This is a genomic window from Pseudomonas sp. B3(2017) (genome assembly GCF_002113595.1).
Classification (GTDB): domain Bacteria; phylum Pseudomonadota; class Gammaproteobacteria; order Pseudomonadales; family Pseudomonadaceae; genus Aquipseudomonas; species Aquipseudomonas ekonensis.
The window spans coordinates 557,578-569,928 of the sequence record NZ_NEIU01000001.1 but is presented as its reverse complement, the minus strand read 5'-3'; the positions used below and the strand labels follow the sequence as shown (position 1 = coordinate 569,928).

At 63.8% G+C, this 12,351-nt stretch carries 8 protein-coding genes; all 8 read right to left on the bottom strand.

The features are described 5' to 3' along the window. Positions 1-47: 47 nt before the first annotated feature. Entirely contained in the window at positions 48-1,733 is a 1,686-nt protein-coding gene (rpsA, locus tag CAG33_RS02530) for a 30S ribosomal protein S1 (RefSeq protein ID WP_085578045.1), read from the bottom strand. Positions 1,734-1,851: 118 nt separating this feature from the next. After that, entirely contained in the window at positions 1,852-2,541 is a 690-nt protein-coding gene (gene cmk, locus CAG33_RS02525) for a (d)CMP kinase (protein WP_085578046.1), read from the bottom strand. Beyond that, positions 2,538-4,745 carry a bifunctional prephenate dehydrogenase/3-phosphoshikimate 1-carboxyvinyltransferase gene (locus CAG33_RS02520; RefSeq protein WP_256576712.1) on the bottom strand — a complete coding sequence of 736 codons (2,208 nt, stop codon included), beginning with the start codon at positions 4,743-4,745 and terminating at the stop codon, positions 2,538-2,540. The genes cmk and CAG33_RS02520 overlap by 4 nt, the downstream gene beginning before the upstream one ends. A 28-nt stretch (positions 4,746-4,773) precedes the next feature. Continuing rightward, positions 4,774-5,886, bottom strand: coding sequence for a histidinol-phosphate transaminase (hisC, locus tag CAG33_RS02515; protein ID WP_085636762.1), 1,113 nt, complete (start codon positions 5,884-5,886; stop codon positions 4,774-4,776). A gap of 14 nt (positions 5,887-5,900) precedes the next feature. After that, on the bottom strand, positions 5,901-6,995 hold the full coding sequence (gene pheA, locus CAG33_RS02510; RefSeq protein WP_085578049.1) for a prephenate dehydratase: 1,095 nt from the start codon (positions 6,993-6,995) through the stop codon (positions 5,901-5,903). Continuing rightward, entirely contained in the window at positions 6,995-8,080 is a 1,086-nt protein-coding gene (gene serC / locus CAG33_RS02505) for a 3-phosphoserine/phosphohydroxythreonine transaminase (RefSeq protein ID WP_085578279.1), read from the bottom strand. The genes pheA and serC overlap by 1 nt, the downstream gene beginning before the upstream one ends. A gap of 64 nt (positions 8,081-8,144) precedes the next feature. Beyond that, positions 8,145-10,808 (bottom strand): DNA gyrase subunit A, encoded by a 2,664-nt coding sequence (gene gyrA / locus CAG33_RS02500; protein ID WP_085578050.1) that lies wholly within the window; start codon positions 10,806-10,808, stop codon positions 8,145-8,147. A 426-nt stretch (positions 10,809-11,234) separates the two neighbouring features. Further along, a complete protein-coding gene (mtnA, locus tag CAG33_RS02495; RefSeq protein ID WP_085578051.1) occupies positions 11,235-12,311 on the bottom strand; it encodes an S-methyl-5-thioribose-1-phosphate isomerase in 1,077 nt (358 codons plus the stop codon). Between the last annotated feature and the right edge of the window lie 40 nt (positions 12,312-12,351).

Below are 12,351 nucleotides of genomic sequence, written 5' to 3'. Positions count from 1 at the left end.
ACAAAAAAGGGCGACCGAAGTCGCCCTTTTTCATGACCGATCAGAACTTAGTTCTGTTTGGCCATTGCTTGCTTCAGCAGTGCCGCCATGGTGGTGTCGACTGCTTCGCCTTCCGGAGCTGCTTTCAGGCTCTGGATGGCTTCTTTCTCTTCAGCGTCGTCTTTCGACTTGATCGAGAGCTGGATTACGCGGCTCTTACGGTCAACGCTGATGATCTTGGCTTCGACTTCCTGGCCTTCTTTCAGGACGTTACGCGCGTCTTCAACGCGGTCACGGCTGATTTCGGAGGCTTTCAGGGTCGCTTCGATGTCGTCGGCCAGAACGATGATGGCGCCTTTGGCGTCAACTTCTTTCACGGTGCCCTTGACGATAGCGCCCTTGTCGTTCTCTTGAACGTACTCGGAGAACGGATCGCTTTCCAGTTGCTTGATGCCCAGGGAGATGCGCTCGCGCTCTGGGTCAACCGACAGGATAACGGTGTCCAGCTCGTCACCCTTCTTGTAACGACGCACGGCTTCTTCGCCGGTTTCGTTCCAGGAGATGTCGGACAGGTGAACCAGACCGTCGATGCCGCCGTCCAGGCCGATGAAGATACCGAAGTCGGTGATCGACTTGATGGTGCCGGAGATCTTGTCGCCCTTGTTGAACTGGCCAGAGAAGTCTTCCCATGGGTTCGACTTGCACTGCTTGATGCCCAGGGAGATACGACGACGCTCTTCGTCGATGTCCAGAACCATGACTTCCACTTCGTCGCCGACTTGTACGACTTTCGAAGGGTGGATGTTCTTGTTGGTCCAGTCCATTTCGGAAACGTGCACCAGACCTTCAACGCCTTCTTCCAGCTCAGCGAAGCAGCCGTAGTCGGTCAGGTTGGTCACGCGCGCCATGACGCGGGTGCTTTCCGGGTAACGGGCTTTGATGGCAACCCACGGGTCTTCACCCAGTTGCTTCAGGCCCAGGGAAACACGGTTACGCTCGCGATCGTACTTCAGAACCTTGACGTCGATCTCGTCGCCGACATTGACGATCTCGGAAGGATGCTTGATGCGCTTCCAGGCCATGTCGGTGATGTGCAGCAGGCCGTCCACGCCACCCAGATCGACGAATGCGCCGTAATCGGTGAGGTTCTTGACGATACCTTTGACTTGCTGGCCTTCCTGCAGGGATTCCAGCAGAGCTTCACGCTCGGCGGAGTTCTCGGCTTCCAGGACGCTGCGACGGGAAACGACAACGTTGTTGCGCTTCTGGTCCAGCTTGATGACCTTGAATTCCAGCTCTTTGCCTTCCAGGTGCGTGGTGTCGCGCACTGGACGGACGTCAACCAGGGAACCTGGCAGGAACGCACGGATGCCGTTAACGTCGACAGTGAAGCCGCCCTTAACCTTACCGTTGATAACGCCCTTGACCACTTCCTCGGCTGCGAAGGCTGCTTCCAGAACGATCCAGCATTCAGCGCGCTTGGCTTTTTCACGGGACAGTTTGGTTTCACCGAAACCGTCTTCAACCGAGTCCAGAGCAACGTGAACTTCGTCACCGATGTTGATGTTCAGGTCACCCGAATCGCTCTTGAATTGCTCCAGAGGGATGAGTGCTTCCGACTTCAGGCCAGCGTGGACGGTTACCCAGCCCATCTGGTAGTCGATATCAACGATAACGCCGGTGATGATGGAGCCTGCCTGAAGGTTCAGGGACTTTAGGCTTTCTTCAAAGAGTTCCGCAAAGCTTTCGCTCATTTTAATTCCTGTAGATTAGGGCGAAGGATACGCCCATAGCCACACCCCAGACGGTATGGATCAGTTTCATTTAAAAGAAGCGCCGCAGGACTATGACTGGTCCCCTGCGGCCTTCTGGTCACCCGGCGATATCGCGGAGGGCGATCTCGCTCATGATGCGTTCAAGCACCTGGTCGATGGACAACTCCGTGGAATCCAGCTGTATCGCGTCGGCCGCCGGCTTGAGCGGGGCTACGCTTCGCTGGGTGTCACGCTCGTCGCGCGCACGGATCTCATCTAGCAGACTCGACAGACTAACACCCTCGACTTTGCCCTTCAACTGCAAATATCGGCGGCGCGCCCGCTCCTCGGCACTGGCCGTCAGGAAAATCTTCAGGGGGGCGCCGGGAAAGACCACCGTGCCCATGTCGCGGCCGTCGGCCACCAGGCCCGGCATTTCCTGGAAATCGCGCTGGCGCTGCAGCAGCGCCTCGCGCACCGCCGGCAACGCCGCCACCTGGGAGGCGCCGGCGCCGACGCTCTCGGTGCGGATGACATCGCTGACTTCGTCGCCTTCCAGGATGATGCGCTGGAGCTGACCGTTCGTCGCCGGGATGAACTGAACATCCAGATGAGCGGCGAGTTTCTTAAGCAGCTCTTCATTGGTCAGGTCGACACCATGGTTGCGCGCCGCGAACGCCAACAGGCGATACAGCGCGCCGGAGTCCAGCAGGTTCCAGCCCAGGCGCTCGGCCAGAATGCCGGCTACCGTGCCCTTGCCCGAGCCGCTTGGCCCATCGATGGTGATGACCGGTGCGATGCTGTTCACGACTGTGCCTCTTTTGCCACACGGATGCCCACCTGCGCGCACAGCGCCAGGAAGTTCGGGAACGAGGTCGCGACGTTGGCGCAGTCATGGATGCGGATCGGCGCATCGGCGCGCAGCGAGGCCACGCTGAAGGCCATCGCGATGCGATGGTCGCCGTGACCGTGCACTTCGCCGCCGCCGATGCGGCCGCCGTCGATGATGATGCCGTCCGGGGTCGGTTCGCACTTGACGCCCAGCGCCAGCAACCCGTCCGCCATCACCTGGATCCGATCCGATTCCTTGACCCGCAGCTCTTCGGCGCCGGTCAGGACCGTGCGGCCCTCGGCGCAGGCAGCGGCCACGAACAGCACCGGGAACTCGTCGATGGCCAGCGGAACCAGCGCCTCGGGAATCTCGATACCTTTGAGTTTAGCTGCCCGCACCCGCAGGTCGGCCACCGGCTCGCCGCCGACTTCACGCTGGTTCTCCAGGGTGATGTCCGCGCCCATCAGGCGCAGGATGTCGATCACGCCGGTGCGGGTCGGGTTGATGCCGACGTGCTCGAGCACAAGCTCGGAGCCCTCGGCGATCGAGGCCGCCACCAGGAAGAACGCCGACGAGGAAATGTCGCCCGGCACTTCGATGTGGGTTGCGGTCAGCTTGCCGCCCGACTCGACCGAGGCGGTCGCGCCGTCGACGTCCACCGAATAGCCGAAGCCGCGCAGCATGCGCTCGGTATGGTCGCGGGTCGGCGCAGGTTCGGTGACGGTGGTCTTGCCGTCGGCGTACAGGCCGGCCAGCAGCAGGCAGGACTTCACCTGGGCACTGGCCATCGGCATGGTGTAGGTCAGGCCCTTGAGCTTGTTGCCGCCGCGGATGGTCATCGGCGGACGACCCTCGGCGGCGGTTTCGATCACGGCGCCCATCTCGCGCAGCGGATTGGCCACGCGGTTCATCGGACGCTTGGACAGCGAGGCGTCGCCGGTCAGGGTGCTGTCGAAGTCCTGCGCCGCCAGCAGGCCAGACAGCAGGCGCATCGAGGTGCCGGAGTTGCCCAGGTAGATCGGACCCGGTGCCGGCTTGAGGCCGTGCAGGCCGACGCCGTGAATGGTCACACGACCGTGGTGCGGGCCTTCGATGACCACGCCCATGTCGCGGAACGCCTGCAAGGTCGCCAGAGCGTCTTCGCCCTCAAGGAAACCTTCGACTTCGGTGACGCCATCAGCCAGGGAGCCGAGCATGATCGAACGGTGGGAAATCGATTTGTCGCCCGGTACGCGAATCCGACCGGACAGGCGGCCACCAGGTTGAGCCAGGAAGATCAGATCGTTGGAGTTCATAGCGTCCACATAGGCCCTGCGGGCCAGGATTTTACTGAAATGCTCGCGGGCAACCCGGGCGCGCGTGAAGACGCCCAACAGTTGGTGCCCATCCCCTGCATCGACCGCGTCGCGCAAGGCGTCGAGATCGCTGCGAAATGTATCGAGTGTGCGCAGGACCGCCTCGCGGTTGGCGAGGAAGATGTCGTGCCACATGACCGGGTCGCTTCCGGCGATTCTTGTGAAATCGCGGAAACCGCCCGCAGCGTAACGGAAGATCTCCAGGTTTTCATTGCGCTTGGCCAGCGAATCGACGAGACCGAAGGCCAGCAGGTGCGGAAGGTGGCTGGTCGCGGCCAGCACCTCGTCGTGACGGTCGTCCTGCATGTGCTCGACGTCGGCACCCAGTTCGCGCCACAAGCGGTCGACGACCGCCAGCGCTTGCGGATCGGTCTGCTCCAGCGGCGTCAGGATCACTTTGTGACGGCGGAACAGCTCGGCATTGGAGGCTTCCACGCCGCTTTGCTCGGAACCGGCGATCGGATGCCCCGGCACGAAACGCGGCGGCATGCCGCCGAACGCTTGCGTGGCGGCGCGTACCACATTGCCCTTGGCGCTGCCGACGTCGGTCAGGATCGCCTGCCCCAGCTCCATGCCGGCCAGACGGCCCAGCACTTTTTCCATGGCCAGGATCGGCACGGCCAGCTGGATCACGTCAGCGCCCTGACAGGCGGCGAGCAGATCCTCCTCGCAGCGATCCACCACGCCCAGCTCGACCGCAAGCTTGCGCGACTGCGGGTCGAGATCCACCCCGACCACTTCGCGGCACAGGCCGCTTTCCCGCAAGCCCTTGGCAAAAGAACCACCGATCAACCCCAGACCGACCACCACCAAGCGACCGATCATAGGTGCAGCAGGTTGCAGCGCAGTGACATCAACCACGGGCCAAAACCTTGCTCAACGCTTCGAGGAAGCGACGGTTTTCCGCCGGCAGACCGATGGTCACCCGCAGATGGTTCGGCATGCCGTAGTTGGCCACCGGACGCACGATCACGCCCTCGCGCAGCAGCCCCTGGAACACCGGCGCCGCCTCCCGGCCGAGGTCGACGCAGATGAAGTTGCCCTTGGACGGGATCCAGCCCAGCCCCAGATCGCGGAAACCCGCCTCGAGCTGCTGCATGCCGGACTCGTTGAGCTGACGGCTCTGCGCCAGGTAGTCCTCATCCTTCAGCGCAGCGCAAGCCGCCGCCAAGGCCAGGCTATTGACGTTGAACGGCTGTCGTACGCGGTTCAGCACGTCCGCCACCACCGGCGTGGAGAGACCGTAGCCCACGCGCAGGGCCGCCAGGCCATAGGCCTTGGAAAAGGTGCGCGACACCAGCAGGTTCGGGTAGGCCGCCAGGAAGTCCAGGCCGTCCGGCAGGTCGGAGCCTTCGGCGTACTCGATGTACGCCTCGTCCAGCACCACCAGCACATGCTCCGGCACGTCCTGCAGGAATTCGTCCAGCGCTTCGGCACCGAACCAGGTGCCGGTCGGGTTGTTCGGGTTGGCGATGAACACGACACGGGTGTTGGCGTCGATGGCCGCCAACATCGCCGGCAGGTCATGCCCCCAGTCCCTGGCCGGCACGACCTTGGCCTGCGCGCCGACGGCCTGGGTCGCGATCGGGTACACCGCGAAGGCGTGCTCGCTGAACACGGCATTCAGGCCCGGGGCCAGGTAGGCCCGCGCCACCAGTTCCAGAATGTCGTTGGAGCCGTTGCCCAGGGTCACCTGGTTCAGCTCGACGCGGCATTGCTCGGCCAGCAACGACTTGAGCGCAAAACCGTTGCCGTCCGGATAGCGGGTCAGTTCGGCCAGCTCGTCGCGGATGGCCGCCAGGGCCTTCGGACTTGCGCCCAACGGGTTCTCGTTGCTGGCCAGTTTGACGATGCTGGCCGGATCCAGGTCCAGCTCGCGGGCCAGTTCGTCCACAGGCTTGCCCGGAACGTAGGGCGAAAGTTGCTGCACGCCCGGCTGCGCCAGGTCGAGGAAGTTACCGCTCATTAGGCTGATACCCCTTAGAGAACTGCTTTCGGGTAGGAACCCAGCACCTTGAGTGCCACCGCTTCCTGACTGATTTTCTCCAGCACACCCTTGACCAGCGGGTCGCGGTGATGGCCGACGAAGTCGATGAAGAACACGTAGGTCCACTTGCCGCTGCGCGACGGACGGGTCTCGATGCGGGTCAGGTCGATGCCGTTGTCATGGAACGGCACCAGCAGCTCGTGGAGCGCGCCGGGCTTGTTGCTCATGGACACGATGATCGAGGTCTTGTCGTCCCCGGTCGGCGGCACTTCCTGGTTGCCGATCATCAGGAACCGCGTGGAGTTGTCCGGACGGTCTTCGATCTTCTCGGCCAGACGGGTCAGGCCGTACAGCCCGGCCGCCATGTCGCCGGCGATCGCCGCCGAGTTCCACTCGCCCTTGACCCGCTTGGCCGCCTCGGCGTTGCTCGGCACCGCTACGCGCTCGACGTTCGGGTAATGGGCGTCCAGCCACTTGCGGCACTGGGCCAGCGACTGGGCGTGGGAATAGATGCGGGTGATGCTGTCGGTCTTGGTGTTCTCGCCCACCAGCAAGTGATGGTGAATGCGCAGCTCGACTTCGCCGCAGATCACCATGTCGTGCTCGAGGAAGCTGTCGAGGGTGTGGTTGACCGCACCTTCGGTGGAGTTCTCCACCGGCACCACGCCGAAGTTCACCGCACCGGCGGCCACTTCGCGGAACACCTCGTCGATGGCCGCCATCGGCTTGCTGATCACGGCATGGCCGAAGTGCTTCATGGCCGCCGCCTGGGTGAAGGTGCCTTCCGGGCCGAGGTAGGCCACTTTCAGCGGCTGCTCCAGCGCCAGGCACGAGGACATGATCTCGCGGAACAGCCGCGCCATCTCTTCGTTGCCCAGCGGCCCCTGGTTGCGCTCCATCACCCGCTTGAGCACCTGGGCCTCTCGCTCGGGCCGGTAGAATACCGGCACCTCGCCTTCGGCCAGCGACGCCATCTTCACCCGGGCGACTTCCTGGGCGCAGCGCGCACGCTCGCTGATCAGGTCCAGGACCTTTTCGTCCAGGGCATCGATGCGCAGGCGCAGCGCCTTGAGTTCTTGTTCGGACATCAGCCGTGTTCCTTCTCGAACTCCGCCATGTACGCCACCAGCGCGTTGACCGCGTTGATGTCGACAGCGTTGTAGATGGAGGCGCGCATGCCGCCCACGGAGCGGTGCCCCTTGAGGTTCAGCAGGCCATGTTCTTCGGCGCCGGCCAGGAACGGCTTGTCCAGACGGTCGTCGGCCAGGCGGAACGGCACGTTCATCCAGGAACGGTCCGATTTCTTGATCGGGTTGTTGTAGAGGCCGCTGGCGTCGATGAAGTCATACAGCGTGCGCTGCTTGGCGTCATTGAGCTTGGCGATGGCCTCTACGCCGCCCTGCTCCTTCAGCCACTGGAACACCAGGCCGGACAGGTACCAGGCCAGGGTCGGCGGGGTGTTGTACATCGAGCCGTTGTCGGCCGCGACCTTGTAGTCGAGCATGGTCGGGCACAGTGCGCGGGCCTTGCCCAGCAGGTCTTCGCGGACGATGTTGACGACGATGCCGCTCGGGCCGATGTTCTTCTGGGCGCCGGCGTAGATCATGCCGAAGCGAGAGATGTCCACCGGGCGCGAGAGGATGTCGGACGACATGTCGGCCACCAGCGGGACGTCGCCGGTTTCCGGGATCCACTGGAACTCCAGGCCGCCGATGGTTTCGTTCGGCGCGTAGTGAACGTAGGCCGCGTCTTTCGACAGCGTCCACTCGTCCTGGCCGGGAATGGCGAAGTAGTCATAGGGCTTGGCGCTGGCGGCGACGTTGACGCGGCCGTAGCGGGACGCCTCTTCGATGGCCTTGTGCGACCAGATGCCGGTGTCGATGTAGTCGGCGCTGCCGCCTTCGGGCAGCAGGTTCAGCGGGATCTGCGCGAACTGTTGGCTCGCGCCGCCCTGCAGGAACAGCACTTTATAGTTCGAGGGGATATTCAGCAGGTCACGCAGATCCTGCTCGGCCTGGGTGGCGATGGAGACGAACTCATCGCTGCGATGGCTCATCTCCATGACCGAAAGACCCTTGCCGTGCCAGTCGAGCAGCTCGGACTGGGCACGCAACAGGACAGCTTCAGGCAGCGCAGCGGGACCTGCGCAGAAGTTATAGGCTCGTTTGCTCACATCCACTCTCGCTATGCAATCACGGTAGCGGACAGAGCAAACACTCTGCCCTGCTACGATTGGGTTAGTCTTGCGACTCTTCTTCGTCTGCGGCGTCCGCCTGCAGGTTGTCGCCTGCGTCGTCCGGCTCGGCGCCGATCACGCCGTCGTCCAGCTCGACACCCTCTTCACCTTCAAGCTCGTCACCCTCGATTTCCGACGGTTCCTGCACCCGCTCAAGGCCCACCAGGGTCTCGTCCTTGGCCAGCTTGATCAGGGTCACGCCCTGGGTGTTACGGCCCAGGCTGGAGACTTCGTCGACACGGGTACGCACCAGCGTGCCCTGGTCGGAGATCAGCATGATCTCCTCGCCGTCGAGCACCTGCACCGCCCCAACCAGACGGCCGTTGCGCTCGTTGCTGACCATGGCGATCACGCCCTGGCCGCCACGCTTGTACTCAGGGAACTCGGAGATCGCGGTGCGCTTGCCGTAGCCGCGCTCGGAAGCGGTGAGGATCTGGCTGCCCTCTTCCGGGATCAGCATGGAAATCAGCTTCTGGCCTTCCGGCAGGCGCATGCCGCGCACGCCGCGGGCGGTACGGCCCATGGCACGAACGTCGGATTCCTTGAAGCGGGTGACCTTGCCGCCGTCGGAGAACAGCATCACTTCGCGTTCGCCGTCGGTGATGGCCGCGGAGATCAGCACGTCGCCTTCGTCCAGCTCCAGCGCGATCAGACCAACGCTGCGCTGACGGCTGAAGGATTCCAGCGGGGTCTTCTTCACGGTGCCGTTGGCGGTGGCCATGAAGATGTAGTGGCCTTCGGTGTATTCCTCGACCGGCAGCATGGTGGTGATGTACTCACCGTCATCCAGCGGCAGCAGGTTGACCAGCGGACGGCCGCGGGCGGCGCGGGACGCCTCCGGGATCTCGTAGGTCTTGAGCCAGTACACCTTGCCCTTGCTGGAGAACAGCAGCAGCGTGGTGTGGCTGTTGGCGACCAGCAGGTGAGCGATGTAGTCCTCGTCCTTGACGCCGGTGGCCGACTTGCCTTTGCCGCCGCGACGCTGGGCCTGGTAAGCGGCCAGCGGCTGGGTCTTGGCGTAGCCGCCGTGGGAAATGGTCACGACGCGATCCTCTTCCGGGATCATGTCGCCCAAGGTCAGGTCCAGGCGCGCATCGAGGATTTCAGTGCGGCGCACGTCGCCGTATTCGGCGCGGATCACTTCCAGCTCTTCGCGGATCACTTCCATCAGGCGCGCGGAGCTGTTGAGGATGCGGATCAGCTCGCCGATCTGGTTGAGGATCTCCTGGTACTCGGCCAGCAGCTTCTCGTGCTCCAGGCCGGTCAGGCGGTGCAGGCGCAGTTCGAGGATGGCCTGGGCCTGCTCCGGCGACAGGAAGTACTTGCCTTCGCGCAGGCCGTACTGCGGATCGAGGTTCTCCGGACGGCACGAATCGGCGCCGGCGCGCTCGACCATCGCCATCACGGCGGTGGATTCCCACGGGGTGCTGACCAGCGCTTCCTTGGCCTCGGACGGCGTCGGCGACGCCTTGATCAGGGCGATCACCGGGTCGATGTTCGACAGGGCGACGGCCTGGCCTTCGAGGATATGACCGCGCTCGCGGGCCTTGCGCAGTTCGAACACGGTGCGGCGGGTGACGACTTCGCGACGGTGGCGCACGAAGGCTTCCAGCAGGTCCTTGAGGTTGAGGATCCGCGGACGGCCGTCGATCAGGGCCACGATGTTGATGCCGAACACGCTCTGCAGCTGGGTCTGGGCGTAGAGGTTGTTGAGCACCACCTCCGGCACTTCGCCGCGGCGCAGCTCGATCACGATGCGCATGCCGTCCTTGTCGGATTCGTCGCGCAGCTCGGTGATGCCTTCGAGTTTCTTCTCTTTGACCAGCTCGGCGATCTTCTCGATCAGACGCGCCTTGTTCAGCTGGTACGGCAGCTCGGTGACAACGATCTGCTGACGGCCGCCGACCTTGTCGATGTCTTCGATGATCGAGCGGGCGCGCATGTAGATGCGGCCGCGGCCGGTGCGGTAGGCCTCGATGATGCCGGCACGGCCGTTGATCACGGCGGCGGTCGGGAAGTCGGGGCCGGGGATGTGCTGCATCAGCTCATCGACGGTCAGCTCGGGGTTGTCGATGAGGGCCAGGCAACCGTCGATGACCTCGCCGAGGTTGTGCGGCGGGATGTTGGTCGCCATGCCCACGGCGATGCCGCTGGAGCCGTTGACCAGCAGGTTGGGGATCTTGGTCGGCATGACCGCCGGGATCAGTTCGGTGCCGTCGTAGTTCGGCACCCAGTCCACGGTTTCCTTGTGCAGGTCGGCCAGCAGCTCATGCGCCAGCTTGGTCATGCGCACTTCGGTGTATCGCATGGCCGCGGCGTTGTCGCCGTCCACCGAACCGAAGTTGCCCTGGCCGTCGACCAGCAGGTAGCGCAGGGAGAAAGGCTGGGCCATGCGCACGATGGTGTCGTACACCGCGGTGTCACCGTGCGGGTGGTACTTACCGATCACGTCACCGACCACACGGGCGGATTTCTTGTACGGCTTGTTGTAGTCGTTGCCTAGTTCGCTCATCGCGAACAGCACGCGACGGTGCACGGGCTTCAAGCCATCGCGCGCATCCGGCAGTGCACGGCCGACGATCACGCTCATCGCGTAGTCGAGATAGGACTGTTTCAGCTCGTCTTCGATATTGACCGGGAGGATTTCTTTGGCCAGTTCGCCCATGAGAAGCCTGATTCCTTTGTTCTGGTGAAACTTCGTCATATCCATATGGGACCAACGAAGCTCGTCGCTGCAGGCCGGATGCCATGCCACGACTTACGACAAATCGGCGCGCTGCGGCGCGGATTTGCGCAGTGAAGACAACTCCGCGGAGCTGTCTCGGAAAACGCCGGATGTTATCACAACAGCCGCCACGCACCTATCCCCCAGATGCGCATGGAGCATAGTTAGATGACCGATGACAGCCTTAAAGGGGACGTGAGGGGCTCAGAGGCTCATCGGGCGCAAAAATCGGGCCCGAATTGCAGATGTTTGTTGACCTTAAGGCCCCGATCGCCAGTCGGTTGGATCCCACAGGTGGGGCGGCCGGCGCCATTGATGCGAAAGCAAGCCTGCGCGCGACGGCAATGCGCAGGCCGCCCACCGGTCTCAATGCAGGCGTTTGCGGCACATCAGCTGGGCCATTTTCGCGGCATCCGGGCGCTCGACCACGCCCTTCTCGGTCACGATCGCATCGATCAGGTCCGCCGGCGTCACGTCGAACACCGGATTGAAGGCCTGGACATCCGCCCCGACGCGCTTGCCGCCGACCTCCAGCAGTTCGGCGCCGTCACGCTCCTCGATCGGGATGTCGTCGCCGCTGGCCAGGTTCATGTCGATGGTCGAGCTCGGCGCTACCACCATGAAGCGCACGCCGTGGTGCATGGCGTTGACCGCCAGCTGATAGGTGCCGATCTTGTTCGCCACGTCGCCGTTGGCGGTGATCCGGTCGGCGCCGACGATCACCCAGGTGACGCCCTTGGTCTTCATGATGTGCGCCGCCGCCGAGTCGGCATTGAGCGTGACAGGAACGCCTTCGTTGGCCAGCTCCCACGCCGTCAGGCGCGAGCCCTGCAGCCAGGGCCGGGTTTCGTCGGCGTACACATGCTCGACCATGCCCTCGATGAACGCGGCGCGGATCACGCCCAGCGCAGTGCCGAAGCCGCCGGTGGCCAGGGCGCCGGTGTTGCAGTGGGTGAGCAGCGCCTGGGCGTTGCCCTGGTGCTTGCGGATCAGGTCGACGCCCAGCTGGGCCATGGTCAGGTTGGCTTCGCGGTCGCTTTCATGGATGGCGACGGCTTCGGCCTCCAGCGCCGCCAGCGGATCGGCGTGCTCCTTGAGGCGCTCCAGGCGTTCACGCATGCGGCCCAGCGCCCAGAACAGGTTGACGGCCGTCGGGCGGGATTGCGCCAGCAGCGCGAAGTCTTCCTCCAGCGCCGCCTGCCAGTCGCCGCCGGCCGCGAACCGGGCACGGGCGGCCAGCACCACGCCATACGCCGCCGCGATGCCGATGGCCGGCGCACCGCGCACCACCATCGAGCGTATCGCTTCGGCCACGCCGGCGGCGCCGGTGTAGGCGATCCAGGTTTCCTCGAACGGCAAAATACGCTGATCCAGCAGGTAAAGCGCGCCATCACGCCAATCGATGGCCTTCACTTTCTCTGCAGCCAACAGACGATCGCGCATCCCTCACCCCGCACTCATGAACAAAAGCGGCCGATTATAG